Here is a 17,251-nt window from a genome sequence, read left to right on the forward strand (position 1 = left end):
GGGCTAGCCCAGACAGCTTAACCTCTGGATCTCTAGTTATCAATGAACTTGTTGCACTTGACTTGACAATGTGCGAAAAAAAAGAAACCGTTCTGGTTTCTTAGATTTCGCTGACGATTGGGAAGGACATCTCAATCAATTTATCTGTGTGGATTGTGCGGATGGCTGCTTTGTTTATCTTCCGTTCATCAATCTTGCGATGAAGGAAAAAATCACGGATTTTTTCAATTTCTGACTGTTGGACAGAGCGGTATTTATTGCTGATGAGGAGTTCGTAGTGGCGGGGAGCCTGAGTGAAGATAACATCAGTATTTCCCGCAGAATAAGTCTCTACCAAAAATGCATCCGTATTGGCAAGTTGATTTTGAACCAACTGGCTATGGCTATTGGTTGTATTTATAATTTTCATGCAAAACCTCCTCTAACTCTATGGCTTCATTATAGCACTATCAGCAAGATTTGACTAGTCTTTTATAGTGTTTTTTGATCTAAAATCCATTGTTGCACGCCCCATTTATGGCTACCTCGTTTTAATTTTTCAAGGGCTTCTTGGATGGGAAACCAGGCAAGATGATTAAAATCTTCTAGTGGTTGTCCGATTTGATGATAGCTTTTAACCTGGTAGATGTAGGCAGGGTTGTGGAAGTGAGTATCTCGATGGCTGGAATAAAAATATTCATCCGCCTGACCATAATAATGCCCAATTTCAGCTGTAAATCCCAGTTCTTCCATCAATTCTCTTTCCAGGGCAATGAGCTGGTTTTCGCCTTTTTCAATTTCTCCACCCGGTAAAAACCAGGCGCCATTTGGTGCTTGAACCAGGATAATCTTATCATTTTCTTCATTTGGAATAACAGCATAGACTCCCTGGCGTAATTGATAGTCGACTCCTGCTTGTTTTTCTCCAAATACTGCAATCTGTTCCATATTTTCCTCGCTTAATGTTTAAGAGCTTGAATTGTTAACATTATACCATTTTTTCATTATTTTTCCTTATGGAAGATGTTATCAAGTGTAATAATTTCAAGGCTCTATAATGTGCTATACTTAGATTATGGAAAACGATTACAAAAGGAGGGGCTCATGAAGGAAATCTATCCAAATATTTATACTTTTCCCATTGTATTGCCCAATAGTCCATTGAGAGAAATCCATGTTTACGTGATAAAAAGTCCGGAAAGGTCGGTCTTGATTGACACGGGCTACAATCATCCAGAATCTTTTGAAGCTATGTTAGCAGGATTGGCTGAATTAGGATTGGAAATGAAGGATGTTGACCTGGTTTTGACCCATCTCCATGCAGATCACACAGGGCTAGCGACAAGGTTTTATCAGGCTGGCGCTAAAATTTATGCTGGTCGTGTGGATGGGATTTTGATGAATGAGATGGCAACGGGTCCTTATTGGGACAGGATGAATGATTATCGTCAGCTATATGGTATCTCCAGGGATGAGATGGCTGTGGAGGACAACCCTGGTTTCAAGTTTCATCTACCTAGTCAGGTCCCTTTTGATATCCTTGAGATTGGCAAGTATTTCAAGGTTGGAGGCTTTAAATTTGAAATTATAAATCTCCAAGGCCATACACCAGGGCACATCGGTTTATTGGACCGTCAGAAACAGCTCTTAATTGGCGGAGATACGGTTCTGGATCCGATTACTCCTAATATTACCTTTTGGGGATGGGATTATCCCAATATCCTAGGAACCTATCTAGCAACCCTGGATAAATTAAGACGAACACCGCTGCGTTTAATCTTGCCTGGCCATCGTAAGCCTATTGAAAATCATTTGGAGCGGATTGGAGTTTTAGAAACCCATCATTTTGAACGTTTACAGGAAATTTTAGATAGCATTTCGGAGGGTGAAAAGGTCACTGTCAGGGATGTATCGGCACGGATTAGTTGGCGCATTAAGGCTGATAGTTGGGAGGCCTTTCCAAAGGCTCAGAAATGGTTTGCTAGCGGTGAGACCATGGCCCACCTAGATTATTTGGTGCATACGGAACATCTAACTATGACTATAGAAGATGGCGTTGCACAGTTTGTCAAATTGCGTTCCAACATCACTCCTGTTGATTGATTTCTTCATCAGTTATAGGGCGGGCAAGGATGATTGGTTGCAAATAGGCGCTCTTGCGATCATCTCGATGTTCGCGATGATTTAGTTTTTTCTCTTTCAAAAACAGAACCTGTTCGTTTGAAACAGGCTCTGTTTTCTTTTTATAGATGAAACTAGACTGAGTATCCCTTTAGACTTCTTTGACTTTGGCGACGGTTTGCGCCTTAATCTGAATGTCTCCCTTGCTGGACATGACAGCGCGGAGATTTTTCTCCGTTGGATTTTCCAGATAGAAGTCCGTGATAGCATCTTCAATCTGGTCTTGAATGGTTCGTCGGAGCGGACGGGCACCCATTTTTGGATCATAGCCCAGGTCGACCAATTTTTCCTTGACCTTGTCTGTCACATGGAGGCTGATGCCGTTGGCAAACAAGCGCTTGTTGACATCTTCCAGCATGAGGCTGACAATTTCAAGCAGATTATCCTTACTAAGCGGCTGGAATTCGATGATACCGTCGAAACGGTTCATAAATTCTGGGCTGAAGAAGTTACCAAGCTGACCGAGGACTGATTGAGCCCGCCCTTCCATAGCAGCACCGAAACCGACAGAGGCCTCAACCTTACCAGTACCGGCATTGGAGGTCATGATAATGATAGTATCTTTGAAGGAAACAGTCCGACCTTGCCCGTCTGTCAAGCGACCGTCATCCAGGACCTGCAAGAACATGTGCATGACATCTGGATGGGCCTTTTCTACCTCATCCAGGAGAATGAGCGAGTAGGGATTGCGGCGCACTTTCTCAGTTAATTGCCCGGCCTCTTCATAGCCGACATAGCCTGGAGGTGCACCGACCAATTTGGCAACGGCGTGTTTTTCCATGTACTCAGACATATCAAAGCGAATCATACTGTCAGCTGAGCCGAAGAGCTCGATGGCCAGCTGTTTAGAAAGCTCGGTCTTACCGACACCTGTTGGACCAACGAAAAGGAAGGAACCGATTGGACGGTTGGGCGCACCCAATCCGACGCGATTGCGACGAATGGCCTTGGCAATCTTATCCACGGCATCGTCTTGGCCAATCACATGAGCCTTGAGGTCGCTAGCTAGGTTGATGAGTTGAGATTGTTCTTTCTCCTTCAAATCGCCGACAGGAATATTGGTTTTCTGCTCGATAATGGCCTCGATTTCCTTCTCAGTAATGAGTGGAATGTCCTCTTCACTGATAGTCGCCTGCTGCATTTCCTTGTATTTGGCAATCTGGTCGCGGAAGTAAGCAGCTTTTTCGTAGTCTTCATCACGAGTAGCCTGGGCTTTGCGATTTTCAGCATCGATCAGGCGTTGGTCAATCTCTTTCGGATCAATGAAATTGAGAGTCAGGTTCATCTTGGAACCCGCCTCATCCAAGAGGTCAATGGCCTTGTCAGGCAGGAATCGGTCCTGGATGTAGCGGTTGGAAAGGACAGCTGCAGCTTCAATAGCCTGATCTGAATACTTAACGTGGTGGTAGTCCTGGTACTTAGCCTGGATGCCCTTGAGAATGGTAATGGTCTCTTCGACGCTTGGCTCCTCAACCTTGACAGGTTGCATGCGGCGTTCCAAGGCGGCGTCCTTCTCGATAATACGATATTCATTGAGGGTGGTTGCTCCGACCAGTTGCATTTCGCCACGGGCAAGAGCTGGTTTGAGAATGTTGCCGGCATCCATGTTGCCGTCGCCAGCAGAACCTGCTCCGACAATTTCATGGATTTCGTCGATAAAGAGGATGACTTCCTTACGGTTGCGAATTTCCTCCATTAGTTTTTGCATGCGTTCTTCAAATTGTCCACGGATACCTGTTCCTTGCACTAAGCTAACAACGTCTAGGCGGATAACTTCCTTATTTTGGAGTTTATGTGGGACATCTCCGTCTACGATTTTCTGGGCCAGACCTTCGACAACGGCCGTTTTACCAACACCGGGCTCACCGATGAGGACGGGGTTGTTCTTGGTCCGGCGGTTGAGAATCTCAATTACGCGAGTGATTTCTTGGTCGCGTCCGATAACCGGGTCAATATCTCCACGGCGAGCAATCTCGGTCACGTTAATACCAAATTCTTCCAAGAGGCCGTTTGGCTGTTGCGGTGCTTGCGGGATACCTCCGCCAGGCTGATTGGAGCGGCCGCCGCCTCGGTTCCCTCCTCCAGACTGGGTCGGAGGTGTCTGGTTGCGGTCACGTCCAGCTGGTGTGTTGTCAGGGTATCCTCCCAAATGATTGAAAAATTCACTGAAGGGATCCATGTTGTTAGGGTTGAAGTCGCCTAGGCCACGGAGAATGGCGTTGTTGGGGTCAGTCTTCATGATTTGGTAGCAGTTGTGGCAGAGGTCGACCTGCTGTTGTTTGCCGTTGAGGTTGGTGTAGAGATGGATGGTTGCGTCATTGATGTTACAGTTTTTGCAGAGCATAATTCTACCTCTTTCTTTGAAAAAATGTGACCTTTGTTCAAATGGTCAATAAAGGTCAAATGTAATTTAATTATAACAAGTTTTAGGAAAAAATCAAGAAATTGCTATGTGCTAGTCTATTTGCAGAAAAATGTGAGAGTATATGCAACAAAAACGTGTAAAAAAGAGACTTTTCAGTTACTTTGTGGTAAAATATACCTATACTAAGAAGAGGAGAAAGATTATGGAATCACACTTAGTGAGAATCATCAATCGTCTGGAAGCGATGGCGGGTGATGGTGGTACCCTCAAGCGTAATTTTGAGCGTGAAGGTGTTGTCGTTGCTGAAGTTGCCTACAGCTACGATGAAGAAAATGGTTCAGTATATACCTTGCGTGATGTTGCTGCTCGTGAAACCTATACGTTTGACAGCATCGACTTGATTGCAATGGAAATCTACGAATTGTTGTACTAATAAGTAGTAGAATGCACCTTCGGGTGCTTTTTAGTTTAAATGATGAATATTTTAGACAGGGATGTTGCATATTTATTCACGACGTGGTATAGTAGTGAGTATATGAAAAAATGGAGTAGTGGATGAAATGAATTTTTCTTTTTTGAATGATTATATTGCTTATTTTAATTATGGAGCCTTGGTAACTCTCATCATTGCCAGTTTTGTCGTGCTTTTCGGGAGCATCATCGGTGTCTTGTTAGCCTTTGCCCAGCGGAGCAAGTATAAAATCTTGGCTTGGTTTGCCAATATCTATGTATGGATTTTCCGTGGTACGCCAATGGTGGTGCAGATTATGATTGGTTTTACCATGACACACATTGCGGCACCGACCTTCCAGTTGGGGATTTTGTCTGTTGACTTGACCCGTCTTTTGCCAGGTATTATTATCCTATCTATGAACTCAGGTGCCTATGTGTCAGAGGTGGTCCGGGCAGGGATCAACGCGGTTCCTAAAGGGCAGCTGGAGGCGGCCTATTCTCTAGGGATTAGACCAAAGCAGGCTATGCGTTATGTCATCATGCCACAGGCCATTAAGAATATCCTTCCAGCCTTGGGAAATGAATTTGTGACCATTGTCAAAGATAGCTCACTCCTGTCTACGATTGGGGTTATGGAGCTTTGGAATGGGGCGACGACGGTTTCGTCTACGACCTATATTCCTTTGGAGCCACTGATTTTTGCAGCATTTTATTACTTGATTTTGACCAGCTTGCTGACGCTTGTCATCCAGCATTTTGAGAAGAAAATGAACAAGGGAGGCCATTAAGATGGCGGAAACAATTATTTCAATTAGAGATTTACACAAGTATTTCGGGGAAAATGAAGTTCTGAAAGGAATTGACTTGGATGTGGAGCAGGGAGAGGTAGTGGTTATTATCGGACCGTCAGGATCTGGGAAATCGACTTTCTTGCGGACCATGAACCTACTTGAGGTACCAACCAAGGGGACGGTGACCTTTGAGGGCGTGGATATTACGGATAAGTCCAACGATATTTTCAAGATGCGAGAGAAGATGGGCATGGTCTTCCAGCAGTTTAATCTATTTCCCAATATGACTGTTCTGGAAAATATCACCCTTTCGCCCATTAAGACCAAGGGGATTGCCAAGGCAGAGGCTGAGAAAAAAGCCTTGGAATTGTTAGAAAAGGTTGGTTTGCCAGACAAGGCCCAGGCCTATCCACAAAGTCTCTCAGGTGGTCAGCAACAGCGGATTGCCATTGCGCGTGGTCTGGCTATGGACCCAGATGTGCTCCTCTTTGATGAGCCGACATCTGCCCTTGACCCTGAAATGGTTGGAGAGGTATTGGCGGTTATGAAGGATTTAGCCAAAGCTGGGATGACCATGGTTATCGTGACCCATGAAATGGGCTTTGCCAAGGAGGTCGCAGACCGAGTTATCTTCATGGATGGGGGCTATATCGTTGAGATGGGCAGTCCTGAAGCAGTCTTTGACCAGACCAAGGAAGAGCGAACCAAGGACTTTTTATCTAAGGTACTATAGACCAGTAACTCCGGCATTGTTCGGGGTTTTTCTTATTTTTTTGAAAAATAGCAGAGCAGGTTGGGAAATTGTCCCTGTTTTTTGTATAATGAAAGAAAACAATAAGGAGTTGGCATGACAATTATTGATGGTAAAGCCCTGGCGGCGAAATTGCAGACGGCCCTGGCAGACAAGGTTGCAGAAATGAAAGAAAAGACAGGCTTGGTTCCAGGTCTTGTGGTCATTTTGGTTGGTGAAGATCCTGCCAGCCAGGTCTATGTACGAAACAAGGAACGTTCGGCTTTGGCTGCTGGTTTTAAGAGTGACGTTGTTCGCCTTCCAGAGTCTATCTCAGAGAATGAATTATTGGACCTGATTGACAAGTACAATCAAGATGAGAATTGGCACGGTATCCTGGTCCAACTGCCTCTACCTGTTCATATTGATGAAGAAAAGGTGCTCTTGGCTATTGATCCTGACAAGGATGTGGATGGGTTCCATCCGACCAATATGGGGAAACTCTGGTCTGGTCATGCAGTCATGATTCCTTCAACTCCTGCTGGAATTATGGAGATGTTTAAGGAATACCAGATTGACTTGGAAGGTAAATCAGCTCTAGTCATTGGCCGTTCAAATATTGTTGGTAAGCCCATGGCCCAGCTCCTCTTGGATGCCAATGCGACTGTGACCATTGCCCATTCTCGGACCAAAAACTTGCCAGACTTGGCTCGTCAGGCGGATATTTTGGTGGTAGCTATCGGCCGTGGAGATTTTGTCACCAAGGAATTTGTCAAACCAGGTGCAGTTGTCATTGATGTGGGGATGAACCGTGATGAAAATGGCAAGCTGATTGGCGATGTCAAGTATGATGAAGTTGCCAAACTTGCTAGTCATATCACCCCTGTTCCAGGTGGTGTCGGTCCGATGACCATTACCATGCTGATGGAGCAGACTTTCGAGGCTTTTAAGCGGTCATTATAGAAGATGGAAGGGCAGGTTATTCTGCTCTTTTATTACTGGTTAATATACATTTTTATAAATTCAGTCTCTAGACTGATTATAATTTATATGTAAAAGTTTACAATGAAGGTGTTCCTAGTAATGGGAACACCCTTTTACCCCAGGATTCAAGAATGCTTACAGTGGTTTTCTTGATTTTTCCTAATCTCCTTTAGGTGTCGACTGAGGTCGGCGCCTTTTCTGTCACAAAAAAGGGAGCGGGAAAGAACTCGACTAATGAAAAGAGAGTTCGTCTTCCCGCCCCCGCACAATTGGTTAGGACTGATTCGGAGCGTTAAACGCGAACGAAACTGCCAATCAACCCCTGCGTCAATATGTTTTTGCTAATCAAATAGCCATAGGTTGGACTTTATGCCCAACCTTAACATCTTATGGATTTGGAACAGAGAAACTGTCAGCATGTGCCAGGTCTCCGTAGGTATAACCACGGTCAAACCAGCGTTTGCGCTGTTCGGATGTACCGTGAGTGAAACTGTCTGGGACAGTCCGGCCGTAGGCTTCTTTTTGCAGGGTATCGTCACCTACTGCATGGGCTGCCTGCATGGCCTCGTCGATGTCACCAGCATCTAGCATGCCTTGGCCATCGACAAATTTGGCCCAAGCACCAGCATAGTAGTCTGCCTGCAGTTCCAGACGAACATTGAGGGCGTTTCCTTCCTTGTCAGACAGACGGGCGCGCTCCTTATGGTAGGCACCGAGGACCTCTAGCTCGTTTTGAACATGGTGACCAACTTCGTGGGCAATGACGTAGGCCATGGCAAAGTCACCTTTAGCCTTGTAGCGGTTACCTAATTCTTGATAGAAAGAGGTATCGATATAAATTTTTCGGTCAGCAGAACAGTAGAAGGGACCGGCTTGGGCTGATCCCATTCCACATCCTGTGCTGGTTTGGTCAGTGTAGAAGACCAGAGTTGGAGCCTTGTAGGTCATGCCGTTTTTGTCAAATTCCTGGGTCCAGAAATCTTCTGTAGAGGCTAGGACCTTACTCATAAAGACAGCATCCTCATCGGAGACCTCAGTTCCTGCAGTTGATACCTGAGCGGATTGATAGGGATTTACTCCAGATGAACCGCCCAATAGACCTCCCAGTCCTGAACTACCACCAAAGAGTATGAGGACTAGGAAGAGGATGATTTTTCCCTTCCATCCTAGTCGTGAAAAGAGTAGCCCTAAGAGCATGCCACCACCGGAAGTTCCACTTCGACTGGTTCCTCCAGGAAAGAAGGAGCCACCGTTGGACTGACCACGTCTGTCCTCTATATTTTTACTTTGTTGTTGATTGTCTAACTTCATATAAAACTCCTAAGTTTGTTCAAGTATATTATATAGTAAAATTCCTAAAAAGGCACAAGAAAGCAATTACAAATTTATTCTCTAATTCTGAATAATCTTGCGATTTTTGGTATAATGAAAGAGATATAGACAGAAGGAGCTGACATGGTTGACTATTTGTCGGTTAGTCATTTAACCAAGTATTTAAAATTAAAATTTGACCGTGATCCCTATCTAGAAAAGGTTTATTTGACAGGACAGGTATCCAATTTCCGCAAGCGTCCGACCCACCAGTATTTTTCCCTCAAGGATGACAAGGCAGTTATCCAGGCGACCATGTGGGCAGGTATTTACAAAAATCTGGGCTTTGAGCTGGAAGAAGGTATGAAAATCAATGCGATTGGTCGGGTCCAGCTCTATGAGCCAAGTGGATCCTATTCGATCGTCATTGAAAAAGCTGAGCCAGACGGCATCGGAGCCTTGGCGATCAAGTTTGAGCAACTCAAGCAGTCCTTGACTGCAGAAGGCTTGTTCAAGCAGGAATTTAAGCAGCAAGTGCCTCGCTTTACCCAGAAAATTGGTGTCATTACCAGTCCAAGCGGCGCGGTCATTCAGGACATTATCACGACAGTCAGTCGGCGTTTTCCTGGTGTGGAAATTGTTCTCTACCCGACCAAAGTGCAGGGTGAGGGCGCGGCTCAGGAAGTAGCTGCCAATATCCAGAAAGCAAATAGCAGGGAGGATTTGGATGTCTTAATTGTCGGTCGTGGTGGTGGGTCTATTGAGGACCTTTGGGCATTCAACGAGGAAATGGTGGTTCGAGCCATTTTTGAATCGCGAATTCCGATTATTTCTAGTGTGGGCCATGAGACGGACACGACCTTGGCGGATTTTGTGGCAGACAGACGGGCAGCGACCCCGACGGCAGCAGCAGAATTGGCGACACCGGTGACCAAGGCGGACCTCTTAGGCTATTTGAACCAGCAGGAAAACCGTGCCTACCAGGCTATGACCAATCGGATTAAGTTTCGGCAAAGCCAGCTGGACAAAATCAGTCAGTCGGTTATTTTCAGGCAGCCAGAACGGCTGTATGATGGCTATGTGCAAAAATTAGACCGGTTGACCAGCCAGCTACAGACTAGGATGAAAGAGATTTTCGGGGATAACAAGCAGGCCAGTGTCCTGCTCCAGCAACGCCTACAGGGCTTGCAATTGCTCCAGAAAGTCAGCCGTTATCAGGAGCAGGTCAGCCAGTTGCAACGCTTGCTCAAGAGCAATATGGCCAACATTTATGACAATAAAATGGCCAAGGCTGACAAGCTGATAGAGGCCATGACCATGCTGGATACCAGCCGCATCGTGGCGCGCGGTTATGCCATTCTGGAGCAGGCTGGTCGGGTCATTGATAGCGTAGAAAAGATTGAAAAAGATGAGCAGTTGACCATTGTCATGAAGGATGGTCGTGTGGATGTGGAGGTAAAGGATGTCCAAAAAAATGAAAACATTTGAAGAAAATTTAGCAGAACTTGAGGGAATTGTGACCCGCTTGGAGCAGGGAGATGTAGCCTTAGAAGAGGCTCTGGCTGAGTTCCAAAAGGGTATGGTCCTGTCCAAGGACTTGCAGAAAACCTTGGCTGATGCAGAAAAGACTCTGGTTAAGGTCATGCAGGCAGATGGTAGTGAAAGTGAGATGGTTTAGGTATGGATAAATTTAATCTCATAGGCTCAACCATTGAAAACTACTACAGAAATACCCACACCTGTGTTTCGGAAGAGTTGATTGAGTCAATTCTCTACTCAATAGAAGCAGGAGGGAAACGCCTTCGTCCCCTCATCCTGCTGGAGGTTTTGGAGGGATTTGGCAAGACAGTGACAGAAGCCCACTATCAAATTGCTGCTGCTTTGGAAATGATTCACACGGGAAGTCTTATCCATGATGATTTACCTGCCATGGACAACGATGATTACCGTCGAGGTCGGTTGACAAACCACAAACAGTTTGACGAAGCTACAGCTATTTTGGCGGGGGATAGCCTTTTTCTGGATGCCTTTGATTTGGTAGCCCGTGCCGACTTACCATCACCCATTATTGTTCAGTTAGTTCAGTTCCTAGCCACTTCCTCAGGCACATTTGGTATGGTTGGGGGACAGATGTTGGATATGAAAGGGGAGGGGCAGATGCCGGAGGCTACGGAACTCTTCAAGATTCATGAGAATAAAACTGGTCGTCTCCTGACTTATCCTTTCTATGCAGCTGGTATTATCGCAGAGCAGTCAGAATATGTCCAAGGGAGATTGTGGCAATTGGGCTCGCTGATTGGGTATGCATTTCAGATTCGGGATGATATTTTGGATGTGACAGCAAGTTTTGAAGAATTAGGGAAAACGCCTAATAAGGATCTTGTGGCTGAGAAAGCAACTTTTCCAGCTTTGTTGGGCTTAGATGAATCTAAGAGTCTTCTTGAGGAAGCCTTGGATAAGTCTATAAAAATTCTTGAGGAATTGACTCAGGATTATGATTTCAAGTCTGACAATATCATTAAGATTTTAGAAAGTTTACGAATCAATGAGTAAAGAACGAGTAGATGTGCTAGCCTACAAGCAGGGGCTTTTTGAGACTAGGGAGCAGGCCAAGCGAGGCGTCATGGCGGGCCTGGTGGTCAATGTCATCAATGGCGAGCGCTATGACAAGCCGGGCGAGAAAATCGATGAAGGGACCGAGCTTAAGCTCAAGGGTGAGAAATTAAAATATGTCAGCCGTGGTGGCCTCAAATTAGAGAAGGCCTTGCAGGTCTTTGGAATTTCTGTTGAAGGGCAGACGACCATTGATATTGGTGCTTCCACAGGCGGCTTTACGGATGTCATGCTCCAGTCTGGCGCCAAGCTGGTTTACGCCGTGGACGTTGGGACCAATCAATTGGCTTGGAAACTTCGGCAAGATGAGCGTGTAATTTCCATGGAGCAGTACAATTTCCGCTATGCTGAACTGGTTGATTTTGACCAGGGACAGCCAAGTTTTGCCTCTATTGATGTCAGCTTTATTTCGCTCAGTCTGATCTTGCCAGCCCTGCATAATATTTTGGCAGACGGCGGTCAGGTCGTAGCCCTGGTCAAGCCTCAGTTTGAAGCGGGACGGGAGCAGATTGGTAAAAATGGTATCGTTAAAGACAAGCAGGTTCATGTCAAAGTTTTGCAGGACGTGACCAAGATGGCAGTGGAGACTGGCTTTACCGTTAAGGCGCTCAGCTTTTCTCCGGTTCAGGGCGGTCAGGGCAATATTGAATTTTTGGCTCATTTGGAAAAATCTGACCAGCCAGAAAATATGGTTGTGGGTCAGATTGGTAACTTGGTTGAGCAAGCACACGAGGAATTTAAGAAAGATGAATAAACGAGAACGCTTAGAAGTAATAAAAGATTTGGTGGTCCGCTATCCGATCGATACCCAGGAAGAGATTGTGGAACGCTTGGAGGCTATGGGGGTCCATGCAACCCAGGCGACGGTTTCCCGGGATATCAAGGAGTTGGGTATCATCAAGGTGCCAGCAGCTGACAAGGGCTATATTTACGGTCTGCCTAAGGTGGGCCTGGCAAAGGTCCGCTCGAAAAATATCCTTGATTTTTCACATTCGGGTAACATGGTCAATATCAAACTGGTGCCTGGAAGTGCCATTGTTGTCAAACGTCAGATTGTGGAACAATTTGAGGACCAGCTGTTCACCATCATTGCGGACGACGATAGTATCTTTTTAATCTTGAAGGACCAGGAAAAACTGCTTCAGTTGGAGCGCATGGTTAAAGGGTGGTAAGGGATGTTACTAGAAGTTTCAATTAAGAATTTTGCCATTATCGAGCAGGTCTCTCTTAACTTTGAAAAGGGTATGACCATTCTCTCTGGTGAGACGGGAGCTGGGAAGTCTATCATTATCGACGCCATGAACCTTATGTTGGGGGCGCGGGCGACTACTGATGTCATCCGCCACGGGGCTGCCAAGGCGGAGATTGAGGGGCTTTTCTCTTTTGAACATAGCAGAGCCTTGGAGCAGATTTTGGAGGAGCAGGGGATTGAAGTGGCTGACGAGCTGATTATCCGTCGGGAAATCCTGCAAAATGGTCGGTCGGTCAGCCGGGTCAACGGTCAAATGGTCAACCTGTCTGTCCTCAAGCAAATTGGTCAGCACTTGGTCGACATTCACGGTCAACATGACCAGGAAGAATTGATGAAGTCCCAGCACCATATTCGTCTGTTGGATAGCTTTGGAGAAGAGGATTTTTGGACCCTCAAGGACAGCTACCAAGCGACTTTTGATGCCTACCGTAGCCTCCGCAAGCGCGTGCTTGAAAAGCAGAAAAACGAGCAGGAACACAAGTCTCGTATCGAGATGTTGGAGTATCAGATTGCGGAGATTGAATCCGCTGACCTCCAGCTTGGTGAGGATGTCCAGCTCAATCAGGAGAGGGATAAGCTACTCAATCATAAGCAGATTGCAGATACGCTGACCAATGCCTACGCCCTCCTGGACAATGAGGATTTCTCCAGCGTCAACAATATCCGCTCAGCCATGGGGGATCTGCAGAGTTTGGAAGAATTCGACCCAGAATACAAGGCCCTATCGATCAGCCTGACCGAGGCCTACTATGTGGTGGAGGATGTGGCCAAGCGTTTGGGTGATGTGGTGGACAATTTGGAGTTTGACGGCAATCGTCTCATGCAGCTGGAAAGTCGCTTAGACCTGCTCAACACCATGACCAAGAAATATGGCGGTTCGGTCGACGATGTCCTCGATTATTTGGCAAAAATCACTGAAGAGTACAATCTTTTGACCGGTAACGACCTGTCTGGTGATGACCTGGAAGTCCAGCTCAAGACCTTGGAGAAAGACTTGGTTAACTTGGCTGGTCAATTGAGTCAGGCCCGCCATGAGTTGGCCCAGATTTTAGAAGAGGTTATTCGCCAGGAATTGCAGGACTTGTATATGGAGAAGGCCAAGTTCCAGGTTCGATTTACTAAGGGTAAATTCAGCAAGGATGGCCATGAAACGGTTGAATTTTATATTTCTGCCAATCCTGGTGAGGATTTCAAACCCCTGGTCAAGGTGGCCTCAGGAGGGGAATTGTCTCGCCTCATGTTGGCCATTAAATCAGCCTTTGCCCGCAAGGAAGGCAAGACATCCATTGTATTTGACGAGGTGGACACGGGTGTATCTGGTCGCGTAGCCCAGGCCATTGCCCAGAAAATTTACAAAATCGGTCAATACGGTCAGGTCTTGGCGATTTCGCACCTGCCACAGGTGATTGCGATTGCGGATTACCAGTTTTTTATTGAGAAAGTATCGGACGAGCATTCGACCGTTTCTCGTGTGCGTCTCTTAACAACGGATGAGCGGGTGGAAGAGATTGCCAAGATGTTGGCTGGTGACACAGTGACGGAGGCAGCCAGAACGCAGGCCAGAGAATTAGTGATGAAAGGCTGATGAGGGAGTGGTCAAACCTTACTGATTTGACAGGCTGGGACCAGTTTGAGGCCGTTATGAAATGTAGAATACAGCATATAAATCCTTCACAGAAAAACGGAAAACTGCCAAAATATATGTAAAGAATCACTCTATATATAAAGTAGGTGGTTAGCATGAAACAGTATCTAGGTCGGTTTGTAGGTGTTTTATCGGTCTTGAGTTTATTCCTTCCCTTTGCCTTTACTCCCAATCTGAAGACTTTTGAGATTGTCACGATTTCTGGATGGGTCTATTTCAGCGGTAGTCTCTTTGCTATCCTTTGTCTGGCTCTTGTACTTGCCTTCTGTTTTAAATTGGTGCTGTTTTCCAAGACCGTCAATCTGTTACTCTTTGCTGGTGCTGGGCTCATGACGCTATATTTTTATAGTTTTCCGCTACAGGCAGTTGGCAGCTCATTTCTGACTCGATTGGATGAATTTCCTGTTGGCTACTTTCTCTGTGGTGTCTTCTTGGTACTTGGGCTTGGATTCACCTTGAAAGAATTGCTTTCTCAGTAAGTGTGACATATCTTACTTTTTATCAATAATGCTTGAAAGCAGTATAGGGCTAGGTTTTAGTGGTCTAGCCTTTTTTCATTTCTAGCGTTTTATTTTTGAGGTGATTTTTGCTATAATAGTAGACATATTTGTAGAGAATTGTAGGATGAAATATGTCAAGGATTAAAATTGTAACAGATTCAAGCACCACTATCGAGCCACACTTGCTGGAAGAACTGGGAATTACGGTTGTTCCTCTTTCGGTGATGATTGATGGAGTGGTCTATTCGGATAGCGACCTGACAGAGGGGCAATTTTTACAACTGATGCGCGATGCTAAGAGCTTGCCGAAGACCAGTCAACCACCAGTGGGGGTCTTTGCAGAAACCTTTGCTGATTTGGCCAAGGACGGTAGTCAAGTGATTGCCATCGTCTTATCTCACGCTCTTTCGGGCACCGTTGAGGCTGCTCGTCAAGGGGCAACCTTGTCCGGCGTTGATGTGACGGTTATTGATTCAAGTTTCACAGACCAGGCTGCAAAATTCCAGGTGGTTGAGGCTGCTCGTCTGGCTCAAGCTGGGGCTAGCAAGGAGGAAATCTTGGCGGCCATCGAGCAGGTGCGAGAAAAAACAGAATTGTATATTGGCGTATCGACGCTTGAAAATCTGGTTAAGGGAGGCCGTATTGGTCGCGTTCAAGGGCTCTTAAGCAGCTTGCTCAATATCCGTGTCATTATGACCATGAAAAATCATCAGCTAGAGCCAATTGTGAAGGGCCGGGGCAACAAGACTTTCAAGAAATGGTTGGATGAGTTTATTGGTCAATTAGCCGATAAAAAGGTGGCTGAAATCGGCATTTCCTATGCAGGCGCAGCAGATTTTGCCCAGCAGATGAAAGAACAGTTACAGCCCTACCTAGCCAAGGATATCGCTGTTCTAGAAACCGGCTCTATCATCCAAACCCACACTGGTGAAGATGCCTGGGCTGTCTTAGTACGTTATGAATAATCGAAAAGTTTTTCATGGGCTCTTTTATTTCTTTCTGTGCTTGATATTGGCTGTCTTTCTGTTTGACCGGCTGATTCCAAAGGCTGCATCAAGGGTGACTCCTTCAGAAATCAGTCAGTCAGACGAGCGCCCCATTCTACACTATATTGCGATTGGTGATTCATTGACGGAAGGTGTGGGGGATACCACGGGCCAAGGTGGCTTTGTTCCGCTACTGGCTCAAGATTTGGCCAACCAGCTCTCAGTGGATGTTGTCGATGCCAATTATGGCATTGCAGGCAATACCAGCAACCAAATTTTAAAAAGGATGAAGTCTGATAAGAAATTGCAGGCAGATTTGAAGCGGGCGGATTTGATGACTTTGACGGTTGGTGGAAATGATTTGCGAAAGGTGATTATGAACAATATCACCGATTTAAAAGTATCTTCCTTCAATAAGCCATCCAAGGATTATGCCAAAAGACTGAAAGAGATTATTGACTACGCCCACAAGCAAAATAAGGATTTACCTATTTATGTTGTTGGTATTTACAATCCTTTCTTTTTAAGTTTTCCAGAGATGACCGAAATGCAGACAATCGTGGATAATTGGAATAACGTGACTGCCAAGACGCTTGAAGGGCAGGATAAGGTTTACTTTGTTCCCATCAATGATTTGCTTTACAAGGGATTGGAAGAAGAGGTGGGTGTCAGTTCCACTGATGCAGGGACTAGAAATAATCTACTCTACAACGAAGATAGTTTTCATCCCAATAATACGGGCTATGAAATTATGAAGAAAGCAATCGTGGAGAAAACACATGAAACCCAAAAAGAATGGTAAGATAAAGATTTGGAAATGGTTGTTTTTGGCACTTCTAGCTTGTAATGTCGGTGTATATATTGTTATTATCAATCGTGTGCAGGATAAGCGTGAAGACTTGACGGTTTTCGTTCAAAATAATCCTGACGATGTCAAAATAGGGACATTTACGACCACCAGAGAACAGCTGAATCAGACACTTGAAAACTATCTCAAAGAATATCAAACCAAAGATTTTGAATATTCCATTGCCCTGACTAGCCAACAGATTGTCTTTGAGGGCAGTTACAAGTTGTTTGGTGTGGAAATTCCCCTCTATCTCTATTTCCAGCCAAGTAAGATGAAGGATGGAAGTATCATGTTGCAAATAATGGAAGTTTCAGCAGGCAGTCTATCTTTACCCAAAGCAGAGGTTCTAAATTATTTGAAGAAAAATTATAAATTTCCAGACTATGTCCATGTGGATACGGAGGCATCTAGAGTGCAGGTCCAGCTCCAGGAAATGGAGAATAAGCTAGGGATTTATGCCAAAATGAATACGCTTGATTTATATAATGACCAATTTATTATTGATATTTACAAAACAGAAATAAAATAACACTTTAAGCTTGACCAAAAGCTTAAAATTGGATAAGATATTAGAGTGAGTAGTCACTCAGAAAATAATTGGAGGATTTAGC

General features: G+C 45.3%; 19 protein-coding genes. 15 read left to right on the plus strand and 4 right to left on the minus strand.

All coding sequences use genetic code 11. From position 1 onward, the window contains the following. Positions 1-100 precede the first annotated feature (100 nt). Together ACHBID_RS06455 and ACHBID_RS06460 are read right to left on the minus strand one after the other, a co-directional pair. The gene (locus tag ACHBID_RS06455; protein WP_105110199.1) at positions 101-409 is read right to left on the minus strand and encodes a DUF1827 family protein; all 309 of its coding nucleotides are present in this window, start codon (positions 407-409) and stop codon (positions 101-103) included. Positions 410-471: 62 nt separating this feature from the next. After that, positions 472-927, minus strand: coding sequence for an NUDIX hydrolase (locus ACHBID_RS06460; protein WP_105123497.1), 456 nt, complete (start codon positions 925-927; stop codon positions 472-474). Positions 928-1,083: 156 nt separating this feature from the next. On the opposite strand from ACHBID_RS06460, the gene ACHBID_RS06465 reads away from it, so the two are divergent. Beyond that, on the plus strand, positions 1,084-2,082 hold the full coding sequence (locus tag ACHBID_RS06465) for an MBL fold metallo-hydrolase (protein WP_105110197.1): 999 nt from the start codon (positions 1,084-1,086) through the stop codon (positions 2,080-2,082). A gap of 169 nt (positions 2,083-2,251) precedes the next feature. Here the strand turns inward: ACHBID_RS06465 and ACHBID_RS06470 are convergent, their stop codons facing one another. Beyond that, the gene (locus ACHBID_RS06470; protein WP_105160867.1) at positions 2,252-4,504 is read right to left on the minus strand and encodes an ATP-dependent Clp protease ATP-binding subunit; all 2,253 of its coding nucleotides are present in this window, start codon (positions 4,502-4,504) and stop codon (positions 2,252-2,254) included. 223 nt (positions 4,505-4,727) lie between these two features. Here ACHBID_RS06470 and ACHBID_RS06475 point away from each other — a divergent pair, with 223 nt between their 5' ends. The 4 genes from ACHBID_RS06475 to ACHBID_RS06490 all read left to right on the plus strand — a co-directional run bounded on the left by ACHBID_RS06475 (position 4,728) and on the right by ACHBID_RS06490 (position 7,462). Next, complete coding sequence (locus tag ACHBID_RS06475) at positions 4,728-4,958, plus strand: DUF1797 family protein (RefSeq protein WP_105123499.1); 231 nt, start codon at positions 4,728-4,730, stop codon at positions 4,956-4,958. Positions 4,959-5,085: 127 nt separating this feature from the next. Beyond that, entirely contained in the window at positions 5,086-5,766 is a 681-nt protein-coding gene (locus tag ACHBID_RS06480) for an amino acid ABC transporter permease (RefSeq protein WP_105110194.1), read from the plus strand. A 1-nt stretch (position 5,767) separates the two neighbouring features. Next, positions 5,768-6,502 (plus strand): amino acid ABC transporter ATP-binding protein, encoded by a 735-nt coding sequence (locus ACHBID_RS06485; RefSeq protein ID WP_105110193.1) that lies wholly within the window; start codon positions 5,768-5,770, stop codon positions 6,500-6,502. 114 nt (positions 6,503-6,616) lie between these two features. Further along, a complete protein-coding gene (locus tag ACHBID_RS06490; RefSeq protein ID WP_394731908.1) occupies positions 6,617-7,462 on the plus strand; it encodes a bifunctional methylenetetrahydrofolate dehydrogenase/methenyltetrahydrofolate cyclohydrolase in 846 nt (281 codons plus the stop codon). 408 nt (positions 7,463-7,870) lie between these two features. Here ACHBID_RS06490 and ACHBID_RS06495 read toward each other — a convergent pair whose 3' ends face one another. Continuing rightward, entirely contained in the window at positions 7,871-8,794 is a 924-nt protein-coding gene (locus ACHBID_RS06495; RefSeq protein ID WP_394731907.1) for a neutral zinc metallopeptidase, read from the minus strand. Between the two features lie 144 nt (positions 8,795-8,938). On the opposite strand from ACHBID_RS06495, the gene xseA reads away from it, so the two are divergent. From xseA to ACHBID_RS06545, 10 genes are all read left to right on the plus strand, one after another. Beyond that, a complete protein-coding gene (xseA, locus tag ACHBID_RS06500; protein WP_394731906.1) occupies positions 8,939-10,282 on the plus strand; it encodes an exodeoxyribonuclease VII large subunit in 1,344 nt (447 codons plus the stop codon). Next, positions 10,257-10,472, plus strand: a complete 216-nt coding sequence (locus ACHBID_RS06505) for an exodeoxyribonuclease VII small subunit (RefSeq protein ID WP_105123503.1) — start codon at positions 10,257-10,259, stop codon at positions 10,470-10,472. The genes xseA and ACHBID_RS06505 overlap by 26 nt, the downstream gene beginning before the upstream one ends. Positions 10,473-10,474: 2 nt before the next feature. Next, complete coding sequence (locus ACHBID_RS06510; protein WP_105123504.1) at positions 10,475-11,347, plus strand: polyprenyl synthetase family protein; 873 nt, start codon at positions 10,475-10,477, stop codon at positions 11,345-11,347. Then, positions 11,340-12,161, plus strand: a complete 822-nt coding sequence (locus ACHBID_RS06515) for a TlyA family rRNA (cytidine-2'-O)-methyltransferase (RefSeq protein ID WP_172009233.1) — start codon at positions 11,340-11,342, stop codon at positions 12,159-12,161. Before ACHBID_RS06510 ends, ACHBID_RS06515 begins: the two co-directional genes overlap by 8 nt. Further along, complete coding sequence (locus ACHBID_RS06520) at positions 12,154-12,579, plus strand: arginine repressor (protein ID WP_105111911.1); 426 nt, start codon at positions 12,154-12,156, stop codon at positions 12,577-12,579. The genes ACHBID_RS06515 and ACHBID_RS06520 overlap by 8 nt, the downstream gene beginning before the upstream one ends. Before the next feature lie 3 nt (positions 12,580-12,582). After that, a complete protein-coding gene (gene recN, locus ACHBID_RS06525) occupies positions 12,583-14,244 on the plus strand; it encodes a DNA repair protein RecN (RefSeq protein ID WP_105111912.1) in 1,662 nt (553 codons plus the stop codon). A 155-nt stretch (positions 14,245-14,399) separates the two neighbouring features. Then, positions 14,400-14,783, plus strand: a complete 384-nt coding sequence (locus ACHBID_RS06530; protein WP_105160873.1) for a hypothetical protein — start codon at positions 14,400-14,402, stop codon at positions 14,781-14,783. Positions 14,784-14,935: 152 nt separating this feature from the next. Then, complete coding sequence (locus ACHBID_RS06535) at positions 14,936-15,769, plus strand: DegV family protein (protein ID WP_394719189.1); 834 nt, start codon at positions 14,936-14,938, stop codon at positions 15,767-15,769. Next, positions 15,762-16,592 carry an SGNH/GDSL hydrolase family protein gene (locus tag ACHBID_RS06540; RefSeq protein WP_394731905.1) on the plus strand — a complete coding sequence of 277 codons (831 nt, stop codon included), beginning with the start codon at positions 15,762-15,764 and terminating at the stop codon, positions 16,590-16,592. The genes ACHBID_RS06535 and ACHBID_RS06540 overlap by 8 nt, the downstream gene beginning before the upstream one ends. Then, entirely contained in the window at positions 16,570-17,169 is a 600-nt protein-coding gene (locus ACHBID_RS06545) for a YpmS family protein (protein ID WP_394731904.1), read from the plus strand. Before ACHBID_RS06540 ends, ACHBID_RS06545 begins: the two co-directional genes overlap by 23 nt. The last annotated feature ends 82 nt before the right edge of the window (positions 17,170-17,251 follow it).

It is taken from the genome of Streptococcus sp. A25 (genome assembly GCF_043674095.1).
Classification (GTDB): Bacteria; Bacillota; Bacilli; order Lactobacillales; family Streptococcaceae; genus Streptococcus; species Streptococcus suis_V.

What these genes read in the sequence shown, in the direction of transcription:
- ACHBID_RS06455 (WP_105110199.1), bottom strand. Translation starts at nt 409, where the DNA reads ATGAAAATTATAAATACAACCAATAGCCATAGCCAGTTGGTTCAAAAT.
- ACHBID_RS06460 (WP_105123497.1), bottom strand. Translation starts at nt 927, where the DNA reads ATGGAACAGATTGCAGTATTTGGAGAAAAACAAGCAGGAGTCGACTAT.
- ACHBID_RS06465 (WP_105110197.1), top strand. Translation starts at nt 1,084, where the DNA reads ATGAAGGAAATCTATCCAAATATTTATACTTTTCCCATTGTATTGCCC.
- ACHBID_RS06470 (WP_105160867.1), bottom strand. Translation starts at nt 4,504, where the DNA reads ATGCTCTGCAAAAACTGTAACATCAATGACGCAACCATCCATCTCTAC.
- ACHBID_RS06475 (WP_105123499.1), top strand. Translation starts at nt 4,728, where the DNA reads ATGGAATCACACTTAGTGAGAATCATCAATCGTCTGGAAGCGATGGCG.
- ACHBID_RS06480 (WP_105110194.1), top strand. Translation starts at nt 5,086, where the DNA reads ATGAATTTTTCTTTTTTGAATGATTATATTGCTTATTTTAATTATGGA.
- ACHBID_RS06485 (WP_105110193.1), top strand. Translation starts at nt 5,768, where the DNA reads ATGGCGGAAACAATTATTTCAATTAGAGATTTACACAAGTATTTCGGG.
- ACHBID_RS06490 (WP_394731908.1), top strand. Translation starts at nt 6,617, where the DNA reads ATGACAATTATTGATGGTAAAGCCCTGGCGGCGAAATTGCAGACGGCC.
- ACHBID_RS06495 (WP_394731907.1), bottom strand. Translation starts at nt 8,794, where the DNA reads ATGAAGTTAGACAATCAACAACAAAGTAAAAATATAGAGGACAGACGT.
- xseA (WP_394731906.1), top strand. Translation starts at nt 8,939, where the DNA reads ATGGTTGACTATTTGTCGGTTAGTCATTTAACCAAGTATTTAAAATTA.
- ACHBID_RS06505 (WP_105123503.1), top strand. Translation starts at nt 10,257, where the DNA reads ATGTCCAAAAAAATGAAAACATTTGAAGAAAATTTAGCAGAACTTGAG.
- ACHBID_RS06510 (WP_105123504.1), top strand. Translation starts at nt 10,475, where the DNA reads ATGGATAAATTTAATCTCATAGGCTCAACCATTGAAAACTACTACAGA.
- ACHBID_RS06515 (WP_172009233.1), top strand. Translation starts at nt 11,340, where the DNA reads ATGAGTAAAGAACGAGTAGATGTGCTAGCCTACAAGCAGGGGCTTTTT.
- ACHBID_RS06520 (WP_105111911.1), top strand. Translation starts at nt 12,154, where the DNA reads ATGAATAAACGAGAACGCTTAGAAGTAATAAAAGATTTGGTGGTCCGC.
- recN (WP_105111912.1), top strand. Translation starts at nt 12,583, where the DNA reads ATGTTACTAGAAGTTTCAATTAAGAATTTTGCCATTATCGAGCAGGTC.
- ACHBID_RS06530 (WP_105160873.1), top strand. Translation starts at nt 14,400, where the DNA reads ATGAAACAGTATCTAGGTCGGTTTGTAGGTGTTTTATCGGTCTTGAGT.
- ACHBID_RS06535 (WP_394719189.1), top strand. Translation starts at nt 14,936, where the DNA reads ATGTCAAGGATTAAAATTGTAACAGATTCAAGCACCACTATCGAGCCA.
- ACHBID_RS06540 (WP_394731905.1), top strand. Translation starts at nt 15,762, where the DNA reads ATGAATAATCGAAAAGTTTTTCATGGGCTCTTTTATTTCTTTCTGTGC.
- ACHBID_RS06545 (WP_394731904.1), top strand. Translation starts at nt 16,570, where the DNA reads ATGAAACCCAAAAAGAATGGTAAGATAAAGATTTGGAAATGGTTGTTT.